This is a genomic window from Micromonospora sp. NPDC004336, from assembly GCF_053602615.1.
This window is the reverse complement of sequence record NZ_JBSGDY010000036.1, coordinates 21,175-44,893: the sequence shown is the minus strand read 5'-3', so window position 1 is coordinate 44,893 and position 23,719 is coordinate 21,175. Positions and strand designations below refer to the sequence as shown.

The 23,719-nt window shown below is 72.9% G+C and carries 13 protein-coding genes; 8 read left to right on the top strand and 5 right to left on the bottom strand.

Going from position 1 to position 23,719, the window contains the following annotated elements:
* Positions 1 to 34: 34 nt before the first annotated feature.
* Positions 35 to 2,926, bottom strand: coding sequence for a glycoside hydrolase family 48 protein (locus ACWENR_RS10875; RefSeq protein ID WP_452276823.1), 2,892 nt, complete (start codon positions 2,924 to 2,926; stop codon positions 35 to 37).
* Positions 2,927 to 3,898: 972 nt separating this feature from the next.
* Here ACWENR_RS10875 and ACWENR_RS10870 point away from each other — a divergent pair.
* Positions 3,899 to 5,380 carry a GH1 family beta-glucosidase gene (locus ACWENR_RS10870; RefSeq protein ID WP_452276822.1) on the top strand — a complete coding sequence of 494 codons (1,482 nt, stop codon included), beginning with the start codon at positions 3,899 to 3,901 and terminating at the stop codon, positions 5,378 to 5,380.
* Positions 5,381 to 5,516: 136 nt separating this feature from the next.
* On the opposite strand, the gene ACWENR_RS10865 is transcribed toward ACWENR_RS10870, so the two are convergent.
* Positions 5,517 to 6,365, bottom strand: coding sequence for a helix-turn-helix transcriptional regulator (locus ACWENR_RS10865; protein WP_452276821.1), 849 nt, complete (start codon positions 6,363 to 6,365; stop codon positions 5,517 to 5,519).
* A gap of 102 nt (positions 6,366 to 6,467) precedes the next feature.
* On the opposite strand from ACWENR_RS10865, the gene ACWENR_RS10860 reads away from it, so the two are divergent.
* Complete coding sequence (locus ACWENR_RS10860) at positions 6,468 to 7,178, top strand: SDR family oxidoreductase (RefSeq protein ID WP_452276820.1); 711 nt, start codon at positions 6,468 to 6,470, stop codon at positions 7,176 to 7,178.
* 1 nt (position 7,179) lies between these two features.
* Here the strand turns inward: ACWENR_RS10860 and ACWENR_RS10855 are convergent, their stop codons facing one another.
* The 3 genes from ACWENR_RS10855 to ACWENR_RS10845 form a co-directional block, all read right to left on the bottom strand.
* Positions 7,180 to 8,736 carry a sugar ABC transporter ATP-binding protein gene (locus tag ACWENR_RS10855; RefSeq protein WP_452276819.1) on the bottom strand — a complete coding sequence of 519 codons (1,557 nt, stop codon included), beginning with the start codon at positions 8,734 to 8,736 and terminating at the stop codon, positions 7,180 to 7,182.
* Between the two features lie 122 nt (positions 8,737 to 8,858).
* Positions 8,859 to 10,982 carry a family 43 glycosylhydrolase gene (locus tag ACWENR_RS10850; protein WP_452276818.1) on the bottom strand — a complete coding sequence of 708 codons (2,124 nt, stop codon included), beginning with the start codon at positions 10,980 to 10,982 and terminating at the stop codon, positions 8,859 to 8,861.
* The gene (locus ACWENR_RS10845; RefSeq protein WP_452276817.1) at positions 10,982 to 14,257 is read right to left on the bottom strand and encodes a DUF2961 domain-containing protein; all 3,276 of its coding nucleotides are present in this window, start codon (positions 14,255 to 14,257) and stop codon (positions 10,982 to 10,984) included. The genes ACWENR_RS10850 and ACWENR_RS10845 overlap by 1 nt, the downstream gene beginning before the upstream one ends.
* Positions 14,258 to 14,561: 304 nt before the next feature.
* On the opposite strand from ACWENR_RS10845, the gene ACWENR_RS10840 reads away from it, so the two are divergent.
* The 6 genes from ACWENR_RS10840 to ACWENR_RS10815 all read left to right on the top strand — a co-directional run bounded on the left by ACWENR_RS10840 (position 14,562) and on the right by ACWENR_RS10815 (position 23,647).
* Positions 14,562 to 15,698 carry an FG-GAP repeat domain-containing protein gene (locus tag ACWENR_RS10840; protein WP_452276816.1) on the top strand — a complete coding sequence of 379 codons (1,137 nt, stop codon included), beginning with the start codon at positions 14,562 to 14,564 and terminating at the stop codon, positions 15,696 to 15,698.
* A 20-nt stretch (positions 15,699 to 15,718) separates the two neighbouring features.
* Complete coding sequence (locus ACWENR_RS10835) at positions 15,719 to 17,779, top strand: N-acetylmuramoyl-L-alanine amidase (RefSeq protein ID WP_452276815.1); 2,061 nt, start codon at positions 15,719 to 15,721, stop codon at positions 17,777 to 17,779.
* 80 nt (positions 17,780 to 17,859) lie between these two features.
* Entirely contained in the window at positions 17,860 to 18,852 is a 993-nt protein-coding gene (locus tag ACWENR_RS10830; RefSeq protein WP_452276814.1) for an alpha/beta hydrolase, read from the top strand.
* Between the two features lie 160 nt (positions 18,853 to 19,012).
* Positions 19,013 to 20,533, top strand: coding sequence for an FG-GAP-like repeat-containing protein (locus ACWENR_RS10825; protein WP_452276813.1), 1,521 nt, complete (start codon positions 19,013 to 19,015; stop codon positions 20,531 to 20,533).
* Between the two features lie 267 nt (positions 20,534 to 20,800).
* Positions 20,801 to 22,777, top strand: a complete 1,977-nt coding sequence (locus ACWENR_RS10820) for an acyl-CoA dehydrogenase family protein (protein ID WP_452276812.1) — start codon at positions 20,801 to 20,803, stop codon at positions 22,775 to 22,777.
* A gap of 114 nt (positions 22,778 to 22,891) precedes the next feature.
* Positions 22,892 to 23,647 carry a hypothetical protein gene (locus ACWENR_RS10815; protein WP_452276811.1) on the top strand — a complete coding sequence of 252 codons (756 nt, stop codon included), beginning with the start codon at positions 22,892 to 22,894 and terminating at the stop codon, positions 23,645 to 23,647.
* Positions 23,648 to 23,719: the final 72 nt, after the last annotated feature.

Here is a 23,719-nt window from a genome sequence, read left to right as displayed (position 1 = left end):
GGGCGGGCCGAGCCGCCCACCCGGAGGCGCTGGTTCAGCCGTTGGGGAACAGCTTCCCGTAGTCGGCGTACGCCATGGCGACGTCGGCCTGGGCCCAGAACCGGTGGTACCGGAACTCCGGCTCGGGGCCGCCGTCGAGGTACGCCTGGACCTTGGGCCACGCCGGGTCGTTCTTGTAGAAGGAGCGGATGTCGACGAAGCTCTTGCCCGGGGCGATGGCGTCGCCGTTGGCCATCGTGCCCGTCCAGCCCGGCGGCACGTAGAGGCCCTGGCCGGTGGCGGCGTCGTAGGTGTCGTCGAAGCGCCGGTAGTCGCCGCGCTTCTCCACCGTGGACACGCCCTGGGCGTCGCTGGCCGCGTGCAGGGCGTCCAGCAGCCCCTTGGCGGTGTTCTTCGCCGCCGCGTTGCCCGACTTGGCCGCGTACGCGATCAGGGTCCGGGCGTAGGCTGCGGCGACGCCGACGTCCTGGCCCTTCACGGTGACCTCGACGTGCAGGTTGGTGTTGGGCTGCGGGTTGGTCGGGTTCCAGGTGGTGGGCTGGCCGGTCCACTTCATGTCCGACGGGATCGACCAGTCGGCGCCGAGCGTGGTGTTGGCGATGGCCCACGGCACCCACTTGTCCAGCAGCGCCTTGGCCTTGGCGTTGCCGGTCTGCAGGTACAGCTCGGCGATGCGCTGCATCGACCAGGCCTGCATGCCGAACCACTGGTTCGACGGCGGGTCGTTGTAGACCGGGTCGACGTCGTAGTACATGCCGTAGAAGGTCGACGTGCCGGCCGGCGGCTGGCCGTAGTGGCCGCCCCAGCTGTTGGTCGCGCCGCCGGCGATGCCGCCCTCGGCGGACTGGAGCCAGGTGTAGAACTCCAGCTGCCGCTCGAAGCTCTTGGTCCAGTCGGCGACCGCGGTCGGCGACTTCGGCTTCAGCTCGTTGACGTTGGTCAGCGCCCACGCCGCGAACGGGTTCTGGTAGCCGAAGTGGTTGTGGCTGGAACCGATGCGCCACGACCAGTTCTGGTTCGTCTCGTACGCGCCGCCCCAGGCGTAGTACCAGGACATCAGGTAGTGCGCCGAGTCCTTGCCGGTGCCGGCCGGGCAGGCGCTCGCCCCGACGCAGTTGCCGATCTTCTTGAAGTACTTGTCGAACATGGCGTACCGCAGGTAGTCGCCCATCTTCGCGGCCTTGGCCACGGTGGCCGCCACGTCGGCCTCCCTGCCCTGCTCCCGGGCCCAGGTCAGGGCCCAGTAGGCGGCCTGCACGGCGCGGGCGTCGGCGTCGGGGGCGTTGGTGTACTTCCACTGCTTAGCCGGGGCGTTGGCCTCCTTGACGAACAGGTCGAGGAAGCCGTACCGGCCGCCGTGGGCGAAGGTGTCGCAGGACGGCTGCGGCACGGTCTCCCACACCGACTCCTGGGTGCCGCGCTGGAAGGTGTTGATGTACGCCGGCCGGCTGGTGCCGTCGCCGCAGCGGCCGTAGCCGTAGGTGTTGTCCACGTCGAGCAGCCAGTGCATGCCGTAGATGTCACCGGTGCCGTAGGTGGACTGGAGCTCGGCGCGCAGCGGGTCCTGCCCGACCGGCACGGACGCCTCCAGCTGCGACGGGTACTGGCTGGGCAGGTCGTGCTCGGCGGCGTACTGCGCGGTGCCCGCCGCGCCCGCCGTCGGCTGGTCCGAATGATTCGGAATTATATATTTTTCCATGACGGTCCAGGCGTTGTTGAACGGCGCCCAGTTCTGGGTCACCCGCCCGTAGTTGGCCTCCAGCCAGAGCCAGAAGCTGAACGCCTCCGAGGTCGTCTCGTGGCCGTGGTCGGGCGCCTCGACGATCAGCGTCTCGACCGAGTGGTACGGCACGCCCTCGGGGCTGAAGTAGCCCGAGTTCTTGATCTTGCCGTACTGGTCGAGGAACCGCTTGACGTAGGTGTTGTCCCCGCCGCCGGTGTCGTTGTCGACCTCGGTGGCGGTGATCGCCAGCGGCGCGTAGCCGGTCGCCGAGGCGGTGACGGTGGCGGTGCCGCCGACCGTGTCGGCGTCCTCGGCCGCCGCGACCGTCACGTTCGCCCCGGTGTTCCAGTTGCTCGGGGTCAGCGTCACCGAGGCCGGCGAGACGGTGATGTCGGTGTCCCCGGTGCGCGCCAGGGTCACCGGCACGTTGGCGCTCGGCGCGGCGCTGAGCTTGAGGTTGACCGTCGAGCTGCCGCCCTCGGTCACGCTCACCGCCGACGGGGTGGCCACCAGCACCGGCCCGGACGCCGCCGAGACGGTGAAGGACTTCTCCGCCGTGGCGGTCAGGTTGGCGTTGTCGTACGCCTTGGCCTGCACGGTGTACGCGCCGGCGGGCAGGTCCTCCAGCGTGTAGCCGTACGGGGCGGTGGTGTCGGTGTTGACCAGCAGGCCGTTGCGGTAGAACTCGACCTTGCTGATGGTGCCGTCGGGGTCGCTGGCGGTGGCGGTCAGCGGCACGTCGGCGGGGGCCTCGAAGGGCCCGGCCGGCACTCCGAGCGTGACCGTCGGCGGCTGTTGCTGGGTGCCGCCGCAGGTCACCCCGTTGACGGAGAACGAGGTGGGCTTCGGGTTGGCGCCGCCGTGCGAGCCGTTGAAGCCGATGCTGGTCGAGGCGCCGGTGCCGAGGCTGCCGTTCCACGACTCGTTGGTCGCGGTGACCTCGTTGCCGGTCTGGCTCCACCTGGCCGACCAGCCCTGCGTGACCCGCTGGTCGCCGGGGAAGGCGAACTTCAACGTCCAGCCGTTGATCGGGTCGCCGAGGTTCTTGATGGTGACGTTGGCGGTGAAGCCGTTGTTCCAGTCGCTGGTCGCGTAGACCACGTCGCAGGCCGGGGCGGCCTGCGCGGCGCCGGCCGGCAGGGTCACCCCGCCGACGGCGAGCGCGGCGGCGGCGACCATCGCCAGGCGGCGACGTCTTGCCAGATTTCTCATGTGCGCGGTGTCTCCTCTGACCTGGCCGGGGACGCGGGCCCCGGCGAGGGCGCCTCCCGCGATGGGGGATTCGAGGCGCCCGGGGATGGTGGTCGGCCCCGGCCCGGCCGGGGTGGCGGCGGGCGGCGCCCCTTCGGCGGGGCTGCGCCGGCCGCGTCGGGTGCCGTGCCGGAGACACCGGCTGCCCTCGGCCCCCACGCTCACGCGATCTGGCTCCGTGTCGCGGTGGCGCCAGTGTGCCACGCATGGAAGCGCTCCCACAATGGGCGCGGGCGCGCCGGACAATCAGATGTTTCGATCTTGTTTTGGGTCTTTCACAAAGCCGTGACGGGCGTTACAGTCGCAAGCATCGTCGATGGGAGCGCTTCCATCGACAAGGTTCCAACTGGAAGATCACCCGGGATCCGTCCGACGGGACCGGGGAGTCAGCCCGAGGGCTGACGGCGGGCCAGCCCGGACGCCGCCGTCAGCCGTCAACCCGCCAACGTGGAGGGAGGTGGATCCTCAAGCCACTCGCGTGGCCCGGCTCCCGCGCGACACGCACGACAGGACGCCAATTCCGCCCGTGCGTGTGCAGCAACGGTGGGGACGGGGGTTGCCCTCCCCCGTCCCCACACTAAGCCCCCTCGCACGATGGGAAAAGAGGCCGACGGAACTGGCCGCTGTCGCCGTTCCGAACGGCCTCGTCCGCTGTCCGCCCACCTTCACCCGCCCCGCCCGGCGACCCGCGGCGCCCCGCCCCCCGCCTCGGCCGGCACGTTCGCGCCCGCACGCCACCGCGCGCCCCCGCCCCGCACCGCCGACCCTCGGGCGCGCGCCGCGGACCCCTTCCGCCCGCTCCGACCGCCGCCACCCCCGCCCCGGCCCCCGACCGGTCTACCGGCGGCGATCGACGGGCGCCGTCCGACTATGCTGGGAGCGCTCCCGGCCCGGCGGTGGCCACGCAGACCACGAGGAGAACCCATGTCGATGCCCACCCGGCGGCAGCCGCTCGCCCACGCCGCGCCCCCCGCCACCGCCCGCGCCGCCACCGGCACCGGACCGGGCGCCGCCGCGACCGCCGGCCCGCCCCTCGACCACGCGGACCCGGACGGCGGGCCCGCGCCGCAGACCGGGGAGACCCCGGCCGCCGGCCTGCGCTTCCCGCCGGACTTCGGCTGGGGCGCGGCCACCTCGGCCTACCAGATCGAGGGCGCCGCCAAGGAGGACGGCCGGGGCGAGTCGGTCTGGGACACCTTCAGCCGTACGCCCGGGCGCACGCGCAACGGCGACACCGGCGACGTCGCCGCCGACCACTACCACCGGTACGCCGAGGACCTCGACCTGATGCGCGACCTGGGGCTGCACAGCTACCGGTTCTCCATCTCCTGGCCGCGCGTGCAGGCCGACGGCGCCGGCGCTCCCAACCAGCGCGGCCTCGACTTCTACCGCCGGCTGGTCGACGGGCTGCACGAGCGGGGCATCACGCCGATGGCGACCCTGTTCCACTGGGACCTGCCGCAGGCCCTCCAGGACGCCGGGGGCTGGGAGTCGCGCGACGTCGCCCACCGGTTCGCCGACTACGCCGAGATCGTCTACCGCGCCCTCGGCGACCGGGTGCCGACCTGGCTGACCATCAACGAGCCGAAGACGGTCGTGCAGAACGGCTACCTCTCGGGGCACCACGCGCCGGGCCGGCAGGATCCCGACGCCGCGTACCTGGTCGCCCACCACCTCCAGCTCGCCCACGGGCTCGCCGTCGCGGCGCTGCGCGCCACCGGCCCCGGCCGGATCGGCCCGGCCCTGAACCTGCACCCCTGCTACCCGGCCGACGACTCCCCCGAGGCGGCGAGGGCGAGCCGGCTCTACGACGGCTACGAGAACCGCCTCTACCTCGACTCCATCCTCACCGGCCGCTACCCGCAGGACGTGCTGGACGACCTCGGACCCGACAGCCGGATGGCGCGCGGAATCCGCGACGGGGACCTGGCCACCATCTCCGCGCCGGTGGACCTGCTGGCCGTGCAGTACTACACCCCGTACTACGTCACCGCCGACGGCCAGACGACCGAACGGTGGCCCACCTCGGAGGCCGACTGGCAGCAGATCTACCCCGACGGGATGTACGACATCCTGACCCGGATCACCCGCGACTACGGCCCGATCCCGCTCACCGTCACCGAGAACGGGCTGCCCACCCCCGACGTCCTCGACGCCGACGGCGTGGTCGACGACGCCGGACGGATCGGCTTCCTGCGCGACCACCTCGCCGCCGCCCACCGCGCCGTCGCCGCCGGGGTGCCGCTGGAGAGCTTCCACGTCTGGTCCCTGCTGGACAACTTCGAGTGGGCCGAGGGGTACGACCAGCGCTGGGGCCTGGTCTACGTGGACTACCCGACCCAGCGGCGCGTGCTCAAGCGCAGCGCCCACTGGTACCGCCAGGTCATCGCCGCCAACGGCCTCTGACCGCCCCGCCGGCATGCGCCCCGACCGGCGCGCGCCCGCGCCGGAAGGGCATCCGGGCCCGGCACCGCCATGCGACCTCGTCGCGGCAGGCCGCCGGGCCCGGGCAGGGCGTCGCCGGCGCGGGCCCGCGCGTCGGTCAGTCCACCGGGGCCGCCGACCAGCCGGCCCCGATGACGCCCAGCAGTCGCAACGCCTCGGCCGACCGGCTGCCCGGCGCGGCGGTGTGCAGGACGAGCCGCTGCCCGCCCCCGGCCAGCTCCAGCACCTCGCGATCCAGCGTCACCTCGCCCACCGCCCGGTGGGTCAGCACCATCCGGTCCGGACGGTCGGGCACGCAGACCCCGTGGTCCCGCCAGCGGCGCTCGAACTCGGGGCTGTCGGCGCGGAGCCGGGCCAGCAGCCGGCCCAGGGCCGGATCGTCCGGGTAGCGGCTGGCGGCCGCGCGCAGGTCCGTCACGCACCGCGCGGCCACGTCGTTCGCGCCGACCGGATCGACCTCCGGCGCCGGCCGGCCGCTGAACATCCGCCAGGCCAGGTTCCGCTCCCCCGGCGCCCAGTCGTCCGGGTCGCCCAGCACGGCCACCGCGAGCGAATTCCAGGCGAGCAGCTCGTACCGGACGTCGATGACGTAGGCGGGGGTGTCGGCGAGCCGGTCGAGCAGGTGTCGCACCCCGTTCGGCACCACGTCGTCCGGGCGGGCCGGCGGGTCGGGCACCTCGCCGGCGAGGCGGAACAGGTGCGCCCGCTCGGTCGGGTAGAGCAGCAGCGCGCGTCCCAGCGCCGCGAGCACCTGCCGGGACGGCCGCGGGGCCCGGGCCTGCTCCAGCCGGTTGTAGTAGTCCACCGAGATCGCGGCGAGCTGGGCGACCTCCTCCCGCCGCAGCCCCGGCGTGCGGCGGCGCGACCCGGGAGGCAGCCCGACCTCCTCCGGGCGCACCCGGGCGCGGCGGCAGCGGAGGAACTCGGCGAGCAGGGCGCGGTCCATCCGCCCATGATGGCCTGCGCCGCGACCGCCCAGCCAGGGACCGCCGGTCCCTGGATGGCCGGTGCCTTCCCGGCCCCGACGCGCCGCCGCAGGGTTGGTGGCATGAGCGCACAGGTCGCCCTCGTCACGGGGGCCAACAAGGGAATCGGTTACGAGATCGCGCGCGGCCTGGCCGCGGCGGGGCTGCGGGTGCTGATCGGCGCCCGGTCGGCCACGCGGGGCCGGGAGGCGGCCGGGAAGCTGGCCGCCGAGGGGTACGACGTGTCGACCGTGCCGCTCGACGTCACCGACCCGGAGTCGGTGGCCGCCGCCGCACGCACCGTGGAACGCGGGTACGGCCGGCTCGACGTGCTGGTCAACAACGCCGGGGTGCTGCTCGACTTCGGGGTCGCCCCGAGCGCCGCCCCGCTCGACGCGGTGCGGAGCACCTTCGAGACGAACGTGCTCGGGGTGGTGGCGGTGACCAACGCGATGCTGCCGCTGCTGCGCCGGGCGCCGGCCGGACGGATCGTCAACCTGTCCAGCGGGCTGGGCTCGCTCACCGTCGGCACCGACCCGGCGTCGCCCTACTCCCGGATGCCGATGGTGGCGTACAACGCCTCGAAGAGCGCGGTGAACGCGGTGACCGTCTGCTACGCCAACGAGCTGCGGGACACCCCGATCAAGGTCAACGCGGCCGACCCCGGGTACTGCGCCACGGACATGAACGGGGGCAGTGGCGACCGTACGCCCGAGCAGGGCGCGTCGGCCGCCGTACGGCTGGCGACCCTGCCGGCCGACGTGTCGGGCCCCGTCCCCGGTGCGCGCAGGTGAGTCATCGATCGTCCTCTCCGGCGGACGCGCCGCCCATCGCGGCGGTCAGGATGTCCTCGCCGCCGCACCCGTGGGCCGGCAGCTCCGCGACGGCCCGGCCGCGCCGCAGGACGACGATCCGGTCGCAGACGCCGGTCAGCTCGGGCAGCTCCGACGAGGCGAGCAGGATGCCCATGCCGTCGTCGGCGAGCCGGCGCAGCAGCCGGTAGATCTCCGCCTTCGCGCCGACGTCGACTCCCCGGGTCGGCTCGTCGAGCAGCAGCAGTCGGGGGCGGGTGAGCAGGTGCCGGGCGAAGACGACCTTCTGCTGGTTGCCGCCGGAGAGGGAGCCGACCGGGGCGGTGGCCGACGCCGTCTTGATCGCCAGTGCGGCGACCTGGCGGCGGACCGCGTCGCGCTCGCGGCCGCTGCGCACGAACCCGGCGGTGGTGAGCCGGCGCAGGGCGGCCAGCACGATGCTGCGGCCGACGGGATGTTCGAGGACCAGGGCGGAGCGGCGGCGGTCCTCCGGCACGAAGCCGACGCCGGCGCGCAGCGCGGCGCGGGGGCCGCGCGGGGCGTACGGGCGGCCGGCGAGCGTGACCCGCCCGCTGCGGCGACCGGGCGGGCCGGCGCCGTAGAGGGTCTCCAGCAGCTCGGTGCGGCCCGCCCCCATGAGGCCGGCCAGGCCGACGATCTCCCCGGCGCGGACGGTAAGGCTGACGCCGGCGGGTTCGCAGCGCCCGGGACGGGCGCCCCGGGGCCGTACGGCGAGCTCGTCGACCTCCAGCAGCGGCGGCCCGGCCGCGCGCGGTGTGCCGGCGGATCCCTCGCCGAACAGGGTCTCCGCCGGGCGGCCGACCATCAGGGTGATGATCCGCTGCCGGTCGGCGCGGTCCGGTCGCAGCGTGCCGGCCACCTCGCCGTTGCGCAGGACGGTGGCCCGGTCGGCGATCTGCTCGATCTCCTCGAGCCGGTGGGAGATGTAGACGACGGCCACGCCGCGCTGGCGCAGCGCGCGGATGGTGGACATGAGCCGGCGCACCTCGGCCTCGGCGAGCGCGGCGGTCGGTTCGTCCATGACGAGGACGCGGGCGTCGAGGGAGAGCGCCTTGGCGATCTCGACGAGCTGCTGCTCGCCGACGCGCAGCGAGCCGACGGGCCGGCGCGGGTCGATCCGCGCGCCGAGCGGGGCCAGCCAGTCGCGGGCGGCGCGGGTCGCCGCCCGCCGGTCGAGCGTCCGCAGCCGGGTGCGCGGCTCGCGGCCGAGCACGAGGTTCTCGGCCACGGAGAGCGCCGGCACGAGGTCGAGTTCCTGGTGGATGGTGGCGACGCCGGCGGCCTGGGCGGCGGCCGGGCCGGCGAAGCGAACGGGGTGGCCGCCGATCGTGATCTCGCCGTCGTAGTCGGTGACGACGCCGGAGAGGATGTTGATCAGGGTCGACTTCCCGGCGCCGTTCTCCCCCAGCAGGGCGTGCACCTCGCCGGCCCGCAGGGTGAGGTCGACGCCGCGCAGGGCGTGGACGCCGCCGAAGCGCTTGGCGATGCCGGCCATGCCGACGATCACCTGGTCGCTCATGCGGCCTCCCGCGCGGAGTCGGAAATCGATTTCTGGCGAAACATAGAGCAGCATCGAAGTTGCGTCAAGAGCGCGGGTCCGATCGCCGCGAACGCCACCCGGCCCGCACCGGACGCGGTCGGCTACGGCACCGCGTTGACGGCCGCGTGCACGGTGTCGGCGAACGCGGTGTCCCGCGCGGCCGCGCTGGCGGCGAACCGCCACGTTCCGCCCGGGTACGCCCCCGACGGCCACGACATGCCGCCGTTGCGCCACAGCGGCTGCCAGGCGGCCATCGCGTGGCCGGCGTCGTACCAGGTGTTGTCGCCCCGCCAGGCCGACGCCCAGCGGTGCGCGGCCACCAGGGAAAGACCGGGACCGGAGGTCATCGACCACGTCGGCATCCCCGGCACGTCGCCGGTCGGCCTGGCCGCGACGGCGGGGTCGCCGACCGACGGCAGGGCCCCGTCGACGTTGAACGCCACCTCCCACACCGGCGCCGTCGTCGGGCCGGTCACCCACCAGGTGACGTCGCTCTGCAGACCCGGGCCGGTCCATCGGGGAGCGACCGTGAGCAGCCAGTCGGCGACGACCGGCTCGTCACCCATCCGCATGCCGACCAGGTTGAGCCGGGAGCCGTCGGCGGAGACGTCCACCCGGGCCGGCGGCCCCGCCCGGTCGGTGACGTCGAACCGGCCGACCGCCAGGTAGGGGCCGGTCCCCCGGTGCGACGAGTCCAGCGCCGGCCGGTACGCCCCCGCCCCGGCCGGGTCGACCGCCAGCGACGCGATCCGGGTGTGCGGCCAGGTGCGCACGTCGGCGCGCAGGAAACCGGTGCTCACCTGGTAGCCACGGGCGACGACCCCGGTGGTCCAGGTCAGCGGGGCCAGCCACAGCCCGCCCTGGCCCCAGCCGGCGTGGCTGAGGTACCAGGTGTCGCCGTTCACCACCACCTCGGCGGCGTGCGCGTCCAGCACGGTCACCTTCTCCGCCGCCTCGAAGCGCAGCGGGTCGCGGCTGCGGTAGACGGCGGTGCGCCGGTACGCCGCCCCGTAGTCGGTGCCGTCGCAGCAGACGAAGAGATACCACCAGTCCCCCCGGCGCAGCACGAACGGCGACTCCGTCTGCCCGGCGGCCCGACCGGTGTGCGGCGACGCGTACGCCACGCCCCGGCCGCTCCACGTCCGCAGGTCGGTGCTGGTGCGGTACGCGACCACGTGGTTGCCGCCCTGCGGGTTCGAGGTCGCCGTGTAGTACATGACCCACCGGTCGCCGACCCGGGTCACCATCGGGTCGCGCGCCTCCCAGCCGTCGGTGAACAGCGGGTTGGCGGGGCTGCGGGTCCAGGTGAACAGGTCGGTCGAGGTGGCCAGGTGCATCCGGTAGTTCGCGTAGTCGGGGCTCCCGGCCGCGTAGAACAGGTAGTAGACGCCGCGGTCGTGGACGACGTGCGGCGCCCAGATCCACTGCTCGCCGGCCGCCGGGTCGGCCCACAGCGCCGGCGGCTGCTTCGTCCACGGTCCGGTGGGCGTGGGCGCCGTGGCGTGACCGAAGCTCCTCTCGTCCTGCGGCGCGCCGGGCTCGGCGTGGGTGATCGCGAAGGCGTGCCACAGCCCGGTCCGCTGGTCGCGCACGATCGTGTGGTCGTTGTAGTACCACGCCGTCGGCTCGCCCACGCCCGGGTCGAAGACCCGGGTCAGCGGCCCGCGCGCCGGGGTCTCGCCGACCGTCTCGTACGCCGTGGTGGTGACCGACGCCAGCGGGCCGACGCGGCGCAGGGCGATCGTGTCCAGGCCGGCGAAGAACCCGGTCGAGGACGCGGACCGGCCGGTCACCGTCACGGTCAACCGGTGGCTGCCGACGGTGAGCGAGGCCGACCCCAGCGGCACCGCCTCGACGCGCCGCACGGCGGGGGCGTACCCGTCGAAGAGCTGGCCGACGGCCACCCCGTCGACGGCGAAGCGCAGGGTGCCGTAGTCGGCGGCGCGGGTGAGCACGGCGCCGATGTCGTACTGCCCGGCCGGCACCGACGGCAGCGTCACGGTGACCGAGTCCCCCGCCCGGGCGCCCCGCAGCCAGAGCTGACGGTCGGCCGACCAGGCCACCCCGCAGCAGTTGCCCTGCGCCTCGACCGGTGCGGTGGCCGAGGCCACGGGCAGCGACTCCGCCTCCACCCGTACGTCGTCGGCGGCGGCGGCGGGCGCGGCCGGGGCGGTCAGCAGTGCGGCGCCGAGCAGGAGCACCGCGAGCATCCGGGGCGCGCGCATCACGACACGCTCGGGCGGGGCAGGTCGGTGCCGGGCGCGAACCGGTCGTGCCACTTGACGCCGGCGCCGAAGCCGCCGCCGGTCGACAGCGCCACGTACGCGTCCGCTCCGGTCCCCCTGGTGTAGGTCACGAGGTCCGCCCTTCCGTCGCCGTTGAAGTCGCCGATGCCGGGCAGCTCGTCGCCCACCGCGAACCAGTCGTGCCATCTGCCGGCCTGCGCGACGAAGCGCGTGCCGTCGGAGAGCGCGACGAACACGTCGCCCGTGGTGCCGCGGGTGAATGTCACGACGTCGTCGCGGCCGTCGCCGTCGACGTCGCCGAGCGCCGGCAGGTGGTCGCCGGGCGCGATGGAGTCGTGCCACTTCCAGCCGTCCTCGACGAACCGGGTGCCGTCGGAGCGGGAGACGAACGCGTCGGCGGCGGCGCCGCGGGTGAACGTCACGATGTCGTCGCGCCCGTCGCCGTCGACGTCGCCGACCGCCGGCAGCTCGTCGCCGAGGGCGAAGTGGTCGTGCCACTTGACGCCCGGGCCGAAGCCGCTGCCGGTGGACAGCGCCACGTACACGTCGGCGGCGGCGCCCCGGGTGAAGGTGATGATGTCGGCCCGCCCGTCGCCGTCGACGTCGCCGACCGCGGGGATCTCCGTGCCGGTGGCGAAGAAGTCGTGCCACTTGACCCCGGGCGCGTAGGCCGTGCCGGTGGAGAGCCCGACGTAGACGTCGGCGCTGTCGCCCCGGGTGAAGGTGATGATGTCGGCCCGCCCGTCGCCGTTGACGTCGCCGGTCAGCGGGACCTCCTCGCCGACGGCGAAGAAGTCGTTCCAGGTCCGCCCGTCGGGCACGAACCTGGCGCCGTCCGACAGGGAGGTGGTCACGTCGGCGGTGGCGCCCCGGGTGAAGGCGACGGCGTCGTCGCGGCGGTCGCCGTTGGCGTCGCTGGTGTTGCGCGTACGGGTGGTCGCCGACACCTCGGCCGAGGGCGCGGAGGTGTTGCCGGCGCCGTCGACGGCGACGACCCGGTAGTGGCGGGTCTGCCAGGCCGGCAGCGGACCGTGCCGGAAGGCGGTCGCGCGGGTCGTGCCGACCAGGTTGGCCGGGGTGATCGCGACGCCGGGGTTGCGCGAGGCGTAGACCCGGTAGCCGGCGACTCCCACGTCGTCGGGCGACGCCGCCCAGGACAGGCCGACGGCGTGCACCCGGCCGGTGTTCAGGCGCAGGCCGGTGACCGCGCCGGGCGCGGTGGCGTCGACGAAGGGGGTGACCATGCTGTCGGCGTCGTAGCGGGCCGCCGTCCACGCCGGGGCGCCGGCCACCGGGGTCAGGGTGACGGTGACGCTCGACCGGCCGGCGGTCAGCGCGGCCGGCAGGACGAACTCGTCGGCCGACCAGCGCTGCCGGTCGTTGCCCAGCGGTTGCAGCCACACCCCGGCCGACCTGCCGTCGACCGACACGGCGACCTGCTGGTACGCGGCGGCCTGGTCGCCGTGGCGGCGCAGCCGTACGCCATGGTTGGCGGGGTCGACGGCGAGCCGGAAGCTGGCGGTGCCGGCGCTGGCCCGGACCTGGCCGGCGACGGGGACGTTGTCGTCGTCGCCCTCGTACGCGGCGGTCAGCGGGTACTGCGTCCCGGAGTCGGTGTACGCGTGCGCGGCGCGGCTGGCGGCGTCGCCGGTGACCACCGTGTCGGTGCGGCGCAGGGCGACGGTCGGCTGGGTGTAGAGGAAGGCGGTCGAGGCGTAGTCGGCGGGCATGTCGTTGGCGGGGCCGTGCTCGATGCCGAAGCGCAGCGCCGTCGCGTAGGGCACCGCGTCGCCGATCATCAGCCGGTACGTGGCGTCGCACTCGTCGACGCAGCCGCCGGAGCGGAACAGGTGGGCGGTGTTGCCGGTGAAGGCGCCGCTGTACTCGCCACGGTTGAAGTACCACCCGGACTCGTAGAAGTCCTCCGTGCCGGTGCCGTGGATCTGCGGCGTGGGCGAGCCGTCGACGTGGACGCGCTCGTCGCCCTCCAGGTAGTTGCGGGTGTTGCCGCCGGTGATGTGCCCCCGGGCGGTCTGGGACACGCCGACGAAGCGGCCCCGCCCGGCCTGGTCGGCGACGATCCAGTCGCTGCCGCCCACCGTCTGGGCGCGCCGGGACTGGGTGGTGAAGTAGCCGGCGGCGCCGTCGGGGGCGAGCGCGCCGGTCCAGGCGGCGCCCGGCGCGGTGGTCACCTCGGCCTGGACGCCGTTGACGGCCGCGCCGGTGGTGTTGGTGACCGCGACGGTGGCGGTGGAGCGGAACGGCATCGGCCACCAGGCGCTGTACCAGCCGCCCGGCGCGGCGTCCATGGCGAACATCAGCGAGCGCACGGAGCGTTCGCCGAGGCCCGCGCCGAAGAACTCGCCCACCGGGCTGTCGACCGTGGTGCGCCCGTCGAAGGTGATCCGCAGCCGCAGCCCCGCCAGTGTCGACGCGGTGGCGGCGGCGTCGGGCAGCCGCAGCCGCAGCGCCGTGACGGCGGCGGGGCCGGTGCGGGTGGCGAGTGTCGCCCGCCCGCCCGCCGGGACGTCGACCCGGGCGGTGGCGGTGCTCGCGCCGGGCTGGGCGGGCTTCGGGTCGCGCAGGCCGGCGGCGCGCAGCCTGTCGACCACGTCGGCGGCGGGGTCGGCGGGGTCGAAGCGGGACACCCCGACCGCGTCGGCGAACGTGCGGTACGTGACGTGGTGGAAGAGCGGGTTGAACTGGGTGGTGATCCGCATGGACTCGCGGTAGGGCATCGGCACCTTGACGGTCACCCCGCCGGAGGTCTGGTCGGCGTTGGTGACCAGCGGGAACACGAACGGGCTGCCGAGGCCGCCGTCGACGAGGCGCTGGAGGCCGGTGTCGACCACGGTGACGCCGTCGAGCTCGATCCGGATCCAGCCGGTGGCGCTGACGTCACCGTCGTCGCGGGTGAACCAGATCGACTGCACCTCGCCGGGCCCGCGGTCCTCGGCGATGACGCAGCCGCCCGACTGACGCAGGCACGAGTACGTGCCGACGAAGCCGTCGTCGTTGGAGCCGTCCCGGGCGAAGCTGGAGAACTGCCGGGTGCGGCTGCCGGCGGCCAGCTCGGGCAGCCGGTCGAGCCGGCGGTAGACGTCCCAGCCGACCGGGCCCTTGTCTGCGGTGACCGCGAGCGCCGCCGTGCCGCGCGGGGTCGGGGCGGGCCCGTCGGCGTGCGCCGCCGTCGCGGGGATCATGATCACCATCACCGCGGCGAGGGCCGACCAGCGGCGTGCGTGGGGCTTCATGGCTGTCCCTCCGGGAGGACCGTCGAGCCGCGGGAAATCGATTGCTCGGCAGTTAACTGGGGGCATCGCGAGATGTCAATACTTTACCGGCGCCGCTCAGTTGCCGAAGGAAGATTCCAGCACTCATTGACAGCCGTGATGGCCATGGCGATACTCCTCGGCAATCGATTTCTCAGCCGGAGACGTCGCACCCTGCCGCCTCTCGTGGCGCCGCGACCACCGCCAGCCGCGTGGGCCCACGCGCCGACGCCCCGACGGCCGCCGGACCGCCCGCCGCACCCACCGACACCCCCAGAGGAGCATCGTGAGACGCACTCCCCTCGCCCTCCTGATCGGCCTCTGCACCGCCCTGGCGTCGGTCGCGGCGACCGCACCGGCGCGGGCCGAGCCTCCGATCGGCACGCTGGCCTGTTCCGCCATCCCCGCCAACCACGATCCCGCGATCACCGTGATCGTCTACCGGGTCGCCCGCGCCCACGACGTCAACGACAAGGTCATGCTCTCCGCGTTCGAGGCCGGCTGGGTCGAGTCGCACATGAACAACCTGCCGTGCGGCGACAAGTCCTCGCTCGGGGTGTTCCAGCAGCGCTGGGACTACGGCTGGGGAACGCCGGAGCAGATCATGGACCCGGTCCACGCCACCACGCAGTACGTCACCCGCGCGATCGTCTGCGACCGGAACAACCCCCGCTACACCGCCGGCCAGGTCGCCCAGTGCGTGCAGCGCTCCGGCTTCCCCGACCGGTACGACCAGGTCGCGGCCAAGGCCCGGACCCTGCTCAACGAGGCGGCGCGGACCCACGCCATCGCCGGCGGGTCCGCCACCGACGTCAGCGGCGACGGCCGCGACGACGTCCTCACCTTCACCCAGAACGCCCTCGCCGACGTCTACGTCGCCACCTCCACGGGCGCCGGCTTCGCCGGGACCTCCGTGAAGTGGAACGACTTCTTCTCCATCGGCGGCGAGACGGCCTCGACCGGTGACGTCGACGGAGACGGCAGGGACGACATAGTCACCTTCGCGCACAGCAACACCGGCGACGTCTACGTGGCCCTGTCGAACGGCACCGGCTTCGGCGGCGGCCAGAAGTGGCACGACTGGTTCGCCCCCGGCGCGGAGATCGGCGCGGTCGGCGACGTCAACGGCGACGGACGCGCCGACATCGTCGCCTTCACCCACAACGCGGCCGGCGACGTCTATGTGGCGCTCTCCACCGGGTCCTCGTTCGTCGGGACGGAGGTGAAGTGGCACGAGTACTTCTCGATCACCGGCGAGTATCCCGCCCTGGGCGACGTCAACGGCGACGGCAGGGACGACATCGTCGTGTTCACCAAGGGCGCCACCAACGACGTCTACGTAGGACTCTCCACCGGCACCGCCTTCGGCGCCGGCGCCAAGTGGCACGACTACTTCGGCCTCAACGGCGAGACCACCCTGTGACCCGCGGACGGGAGACAATCATGAGACCCGGCAGACTCCCCTGGCGCGCGGGTGCCGCCGCCATCCTCGCGGCGGCGCTCCTGGGCCCCGTCGCGCCAGCCGCCGCCGCGCCCGCCCGCCCGGCCGACCCGCTCGACGCGGCCTTCGCCCGGGCGGCCGGCGAGTTCGACGTACCCAGGGACCTGCTGGTCGCCGTCGGCTACGGCGAGACCCGGCTGGACGGGCACGGGGGGCGGCCCAGTCAGGCCAACGGCTACGGCGTCATGCACCTGGTCAGCAACCCGCGCCAGCGCAGCCTGGAACGGGCCGCCGAGCTGACCGGGCAGCCGGTGGCGGCCCTCAAGGCGGTGACCTCGGCCAACATCAGGGGCGGCGCGGCCCTGCTGCGGGACATCGCCGACGCCGAGCGGCTCACGGCCGCGGACCGGGACCGCGTCTCGGCCTGGTACCCGGTGGTCGCGCGGTACGCGAACGCCGCCGACGACGCCACTGCACGCCTGTACGCCGACCACGTCTACGACCTGCTCCGCGCCGGCATCACCGCCGCCGTCCGGGTGGCGCCCCGGCCGGTGCGACCGGAGCTCGGCCGGTACGCCCGTGTCGCCCCCGCCGGGGCGGCGGCACCCGGCGCCCTCGCCGCGGTGCCGGAGTACGCGCCGGCCCGGTGGATCGCCGCGCACGGCGCCAACTACGCGGCGGGCCGCTCCTCGCGGATCACGACCGTGGTGGTGCACGTTACCCAGGGCTCGTACGCCGGCACGATCAGCTGGTTCCAGAACCCGTCGGCGCAGGTGAGCGCGCACTACGTGGTGAAGTCGAGCAACGGCGAGATCACCCAGATGGTGCGTGAGGGCGACACGGCCTACCACGCGCGCTCGGCCAACCCGTACTCCGTGGGCATCGAGCACGAGGGCTACGTCGACAACCCAAGCTGGTTCACCGAGAGCATGTACCGCTCGTCGGCGGCGCTGACCCGCTACCTGTGCGACAAGTACGGCCTGCCGAAGAACCGTACCGCCATCAAGGGTCACCACGAGATGCCGGGCAACGACCACACGGATCCCGGCCCCCACTGGAACTGGAACTACTACGTCTCCCTGGTCAACGCCGGTGGCGGATCCGGTGGTCGCTACCTGGCGGGTTCGCCGACGGACTTCACCGGCGACGGCCGCGACGACATCGTCGCCTTCACCCGAGGCACCCTCAACGACGTCTACGTCGCCACCTCCACCGGCAGCACCTTCGCCGGCACCTCCACCAAATGGAACGACTTCTTCGGCCTCAACGGCGAAACACTCCTCACCGGAGACTTCAACGGCGACAACCGCGACGACATCATCACCTTCACCCACGGCACCCTCGCCGACGTCTACGTCGCCACCTCCACCGGCACCACCTTCAACCCCGCCACCAAATGGCACGACTGGTTCGCCCCCCACAACGAAGTCGCCGCAGTCGGCGACGTCAACGGCGACGGCAAAGACGACATCATCACCTTCACCCACGACACCAACGCCGACGTCTACGTCGCCCTCTCCACCGGAACATCCTTCACCGGCACCGCCGCCAAATGGCACGAATACTTCTCCATCCCCGGCGAACACCCCGCCCTCGGCGACGTCAACGGCGACGGACGCGACGACATCATCACCTTCACCCAAGGCCCCAACACCGCCGCCGACGTCATCATCGCCCTCTCCACCGGCACCACCTTCGGCCCACCCCAGAAATGGCACGACCTCTTCGCCGTCGGCAACGAACAACCCCGCGTCGGCGACATCAACGGCGACGGACGCGACGACATCGTCACCTTCACCTGCGACACCAACGCCGACGTCTACGCCGCCACCTCCACCGGCACCACCTTCACCGGCACCACCATCAAATGGAACGACTACTTCTGCCTCCCCGGCGAATTCCCCTACCTCGCCGACGCCAACGGCGACAACAAAGACGACATCATCGTCTTCACCAAAGGCACCACCAACGACGTCTACGTAGGACTCTCCACCGGCACCACCTTCAACCCCGCCACCAAATGGCACGACTACTTCGGCCTCAACGGCGAAACCACCCTCTGAAGACGTCCCGCGTAGCCGGAAGCAAGCTCCGCGCCGCCCTCGTGGTCCCGTCGGCGCGGTCCACCCCCGATGGAGGAACCATGGACAACATCCCTGCCGTCCGTCAGGCCGTCAGCCGCCGACGGCTACTGACCGGCGCCGCGGGCGTCGCCGCCGCCGGCGCGCTCGGCGGCGCCCTCGCCGCCCAGGGGCCGGCTGCCGCCGCCGGCGACGGCCACGGCCTGCGCATCCTCCGGCACGAGAACTACGGCCGGCTCCAGTACTACCGGTTCGTCACCGACGCCATCGAGTGGGACCCGGCGGTCAACGTCCTGCTCCCCGACGGCTACCACACCAGCGGCAAGCGCTACCCGGTGCTGTACCTGCTGCACGGCGGCGGATCGGACTTCCGGGAGTTCCACCTGCACCACAACATCATCAACCTGACCGCCGGCCGGGAACTCATCGTCGTCATGCCGGACGCCTCCACCGGGTGGTACTCCAACCCGGTCAGCAGCAACACCGGTCCCCGCAACTGGGAGACGTTCCACATGGCGCAGCTGCTGCCGTGGATCGACTCGAACTTCCGCACGTTCGCCGAGTACGACGGCCGCGCCGTGGCCGGCTTCTCGATGGGCGGGTTCGGCGCCCTCAAGTACACCGCCAAGTACTACGGGCACTTCTGCTCGGTCAGCGCCCACTCCGGCCCGGCCAGCCTGCGCCGGGACTTCGGTCTCGTGGTGCACTGGGCCAACGCGACCTCCGCCGCCATGGACCTCGGCGGCGGCACCGTCTACGGCGCGCCGCTGTGGGACGAGGCCCGGGTCAGCGCGGACAACCCGATCCAGCGCATCGAGAGCTACCGGCACAAGCGCGTCTTCCTGGTCGCCGGCACCTCGCCGGAACCGGTCAACTTCTGGGACCGGATCAACGAGGAGCAGGTGCTCGCCGGTCAGCGGGAGTTCCGGGCGGCCCTGGCGCGGGCCGGCATCCCGCACGAGGGGCGGGAGGAGCCCGGCGGCCACGTCTTCCGGCAGAACGTCTTCGTCGACGACCTCAACGGGATGCTCGCGCGCCTGCGCCGCGCCGGCTGACCACTGTTCGACGACGCGCCGCCACCGCAGACTTCCGTCGCGGCCCGGCGGCGCGTCGTCGCCGCCGCGTCATCGCGGCTCGGCCGTCCTTCCCCACGGGCGGCCCGGCACGTCGACGGCGTCCCGCTCCATCCGAGCCCATCCCGACGGGAGTCACCCCATGCCACGGCATCCGAGGACCGGGGCGCGTCGCGTCCTGGTCGCCCTGCTCACCCTGGCGGTGGGCGTCCTGGTCGGCGCGGTGGCGACACCGTCCCCCGCGCTCGCCGCGCCGAACTTCAAGGCCCCGTTCCCGTGCGGGCAGCGGTGGACGTACGGCCACCACAGCGCCGAGGTCCGCCTGGCCCTGGACTTCGTACGGGCCGACGGAGGAGCCACCGCCGGCACCCCGCAGCTCGCCTCCGCGGCCGGTGTCGCGCGCCGGTACTCGCAGCCCAGCGGCGCCGGCAACTACGTCGTCGTCGATCACGGCGGCGGCTGGACCACCTACTACTTCCACCTCAGCTCCTACTCCGTGCCCGACGGGGCGTACGTGCAGCAGGGCCAGCAGATCGGCACCACGGGCAGCACCGGCAACTCGTCCGGAGCGCACATCCACTACGAGCAGCTCTACAACGGTGTCGGGCAGACGATCACGATCAACGGAGCGTCGCTCGCCCCGTACCCGGGCCAGTACCACCAGAAGTATCTGGTCAGCGACAACTGCGGCACGGGGCCGGGGGTCGACCGGTATCTGGCGGGTTCGCCGACGGACTTCACCGGCGACGGCCGCGACGACATCGTCGCCTTCACCCGAGGCACCCTCAACGACGTCTACGTCGCCACCTCCACCGGCAGCACCTTCGCCGGCACCTCCACCAAATGGAACGACTTCTTCGGCCTCAACGGCGAAACACTCCTCACCGGAGACTTCAACGGCGACAACCGCGACGACATCATCACCTTCACCCACGGCACCCTCGCCGACGTCTACGTCGCCACCTCCACCGGCACCACCTTCAACCCCGCCACCAAATGGCACGACTGGTTCGCCCCCCACAACGAAGTCGCCGCAGTCGGCGACGTCAACGGCGACGGCAAAGACGACATCATCACCTTCACCCACGACACCAACGCCGACGTCTACGTCGCCCTCTCCACCGGAACATCCTTCACCGGCACCGCCGCCAAATGGCACGAATACTTCTCCATCCCCGGCGAACACCCCGCCCTCGGCGACGTCAACGGCGACGGACGCGACGACATCATCACCTTCACCCAAGGCCCCAACACCGCCGCCGACGTCATCATCGCCCTCTCCACCGGCACCACCTTCGGCCCACCCCAGAAATGGCACGACCTCTTCGCCGTCGGCAACGAACAACCCCGCGTCGGCGACATCAACGGCGACGGACGCGACGACATCGTCACCTTCACCTGCGACACCAACGCCGACGTCTACGCCGCCACCTCCACCGGCACCACCTTCACCGGCACCACCATCAAATGGAACGACTACTTCTGCCTCCCCGGCGAATTCCCCTACCTCGCCGACGCCAACGGCGACAACAAAGACGACATCATCGTCTTCACCAAAGGCACCACCAACGACGTCTACGTAGGACTCTCCACCGGCACCACCTTCAACCCCGCCACCAAATGGCACGACTACTTCGGCCTCAACGGCGAAACCACCCTCTGAGCGGTCGACAGCGGCCCGCCCGCTCCCCCGGCCCGGACGGCGAGCGCGGCGGCAGGGGCGCACGATCCTGCCGCCGCCGCCCGGCGACGCCGCGTCGGCCCGCCGGGGAGCTCAGCTTCCTGGGTGGGCCCCGGGCGCCCCCGAGGGCATGACGCGCGTGGCGGGGGTGTCCCGTCTCACTGCGGTCCCGCAGCGGATCCCGGTAACGGCCGGTACCCTTGATCGGGTACAGACTGTGCGTATATGTCCGCTATTCAAGGGGTGACCATGCCCGCTGACGTGACTGGCCGCATCGACCTCGCCCGCCTGCAGGAAACGCTCGACGGCCCGTGGGCCAAGGTGCGCAACGCGCACCGCGACCACCTCGACGAGCGCTTCCTCCCGGTGTACGGCGAGACCGGTGACCAGGCACGGGAGCGGATCACCCGGCTGCTCCACGAGCTCCCCGTCGAGCTGGGCATCGCGTCGGCCTTCCCCACCGAGTACGGCGGCAACGCCGACGTCGGCGGCTCGATCGTCGCCACCGAGATGCTCGCCCAGGTCGACCTGTCGCTGATGGTCAAGGCGGGCGTGCAGTGGGGCCTGTTCGGCGGCGCGGTCGCCGCCCTCGGCACCCGGCGGCACCACGACGCCTACCTGCGGGACATCATCTCGGGCGACATCTTCGGCTGCTTCGCGATGACCGAGACCGGGCACGGCTCCGACGTCCAGCAGCTGCGCACCACCTGCACGTACGACCCCCGGACGCAGACCTTCGACCTGCACACCCCGCACGAGGCGGCCCGCAAGGACTACATCGGCAACGCGGCCCGGGACGGTCGGATGGCGGTGGTCTTCGCGCAGCTGGTCACCAACGGCGAGCGCCACGGCGTACACGCGTGGCTGGTCCCGATCCGCGACGCGCAGGGCAACCCCATGCCCGGCGTGACCATCGGCGACGCCGGAGCCAAGGCGGGCCTGCTCGGCGTCGACAACGGGCGACTCAGCTTCGACCACGTCCGGGTGCCGCGGGACATGCTGCTGGACCGGTACGGCCAGGTCGCGGAGGACGGGACGTACTCCAGCCCGATCGAGAACGACTCCCGGCGCTTCTTCACGATGCTCGGCACCCTGGTTCGCGGCCGGGTGAGCGTGGGCGGCGCGGCGTCGGCGGCCACCAAGTCGGCGCTGACCATCGCGGTGCGCTACGGCGACATCCGCCGCCAGTTCGGCACGCCCGACGCGGACCGGGAGGTGCTGCTCAACGACTACCTGGCCCACCAGCGCAAGCTGCTGCCGGCGCTGGCCACCACGTACGCGCTGCACTTCGCCCAGACCCAGCTGGTCGTCGCGCTCGACGAGGTGCAGGGCGGCGACGGGCCGGTCGACGAGCACCGGCAACGGGAGCTGGAGTCCCGGGCGGCCGGCCTCAAGGCCGCGCAGACCTGGCACGCGACCCGCACCATCCAGATGTGCCGGGAGGCGTGCGGCGGCGCCGGCTACCTGTCCGAGAACCGGCTGCCCAGCCTCAAGGCCGACACCGACGTCTTCACCACCTTCGAAGGCGACAACACGGTGCTGCTTCAGCTGGTGGCCAAGGGCCTGCTCACCGGCTACCGGGACGAGTTCGGCTCGTTGGACGGCTGGGGACGCGCCTCCTTCGTCGCCGAACAGGTCCGCGAGATGGTGCTGGAGCGTACCGCCGCCCGGTCGCTCATCGAGCGGCTGATCGGCGCCGTGCCCGGCCGCGACGAGGAGGTCGCCGTCACCGACCGGGGCTGGCAGCTCAAGGTCTTCGAGGACCGCGAGAGGCACCTGCTCGACGGCGCGGTCCGGCGCCTGCGCAACGGCGCGGCCACGAAGAAGGACCGCCCGTTCGACATCTTCAACGACGTCCAGGACCACGTCCTCAGCGTCGCCGCCGCGCACGTCGACCGGGTCACCCTGGAGGCGTTCGTCGCCGGCATCGAGGACGTCGCGGACCCGGCGGTCCGGGCGCTGCTCGACCGGGTCTGCGACCTGTACGCGCTCAGCGTCATCGAGGCCGACAAGGGGTGGTTCCTGCAGCACGGTCGTCTCACGCCGGCCCGCGCCAAGGCGATCACGGCCGTGGTGAACGGCCTGCTCAAGGAGCTGCGCCCGCACATGCGGACGCTCGTGGACGGGTTCGCCATCCCGGACGCGTGGCTGCACTGCGCCATCCTGCGCGAGGAACCCGACCGGCAGGAGACAATGGCCGCCCATGACGCGGCCGGGAAACGGTAGGCGATCCCGGCGTAGGCTCGGACGCCAGCGGTAGCCGGATCACGTCGCGACGACGACGCGCCGCCGGATTTCGGCGGCGTTGCCGCCCGGAACCTCGGATCGTTAAGGTGCGCTGTGCGATTGATGCTCGCCGCGGCGCTCGGTGCGGTCCTGCTCGTCGGCGGGTGGTTCGACGTGCTGTGGGCGCAGAACGCGATGTTCGACCTGCAGGCCGCGGCGCACAGCCCGGAGGCCGACCGCCACGTGCTGCCCGCGTTGGCCAATCTCTACACGGCCGGACACTACGGCGTCCAACTGGCCGCCGTACCGATCGGCGCTGCCCTCGCGGCCCACCACCAGACGGCGGTGGCCTCGCGCCGTGCCGTTTCGGTGGTGTTGTCGGCCGGTCTCGCCGGGACTCTCGTCGTCGCGCCGTCGGCCGTGCTGACGCTGCGGGCGAACGCGGCGTACGAGCCGTTCCTCGACCTCGCCACGCTCACCGACGGTCGCGTCCTGGCGGCGGCCGTCGGCGGCCTGGTCACGTGCGTGGGCTGGGCGCTGATCGGTGTCGTGGTGGGCGCGCGGTGGCGGTGGTCGCCTCGTGCGGGCTGGCTGGCCTGGGCCGGTCTCGCAGGGCTCACGTGGTGTTGGGGTGTGCTGATCTCGGTCGGGCCGCTACGAGACTCCGGGCCGGCCCTGCTCGTGCCGAGCCCCACGACGCCCGGCACGGTGCGGGCGCTGGTCGGGGCGGACCGGGGCTGGGCGTGGCTGGGCGTCGCGTCGCTCACGGTCCTCGCGGTCGCCGGCGCCGTGGCGGTCGCACGCGCCCGCCACGGCGAGCCTCGTCAGCGCCACGGCGTCTCCGGCGGGGACGTCCGCCCCGATCGCTGAACACCCCGCCGGAGCCCTCGCCGTCGATCCGCCGGCGCCGGCCGACGGCGAGCGGTCGCGCGGGACCGGGCG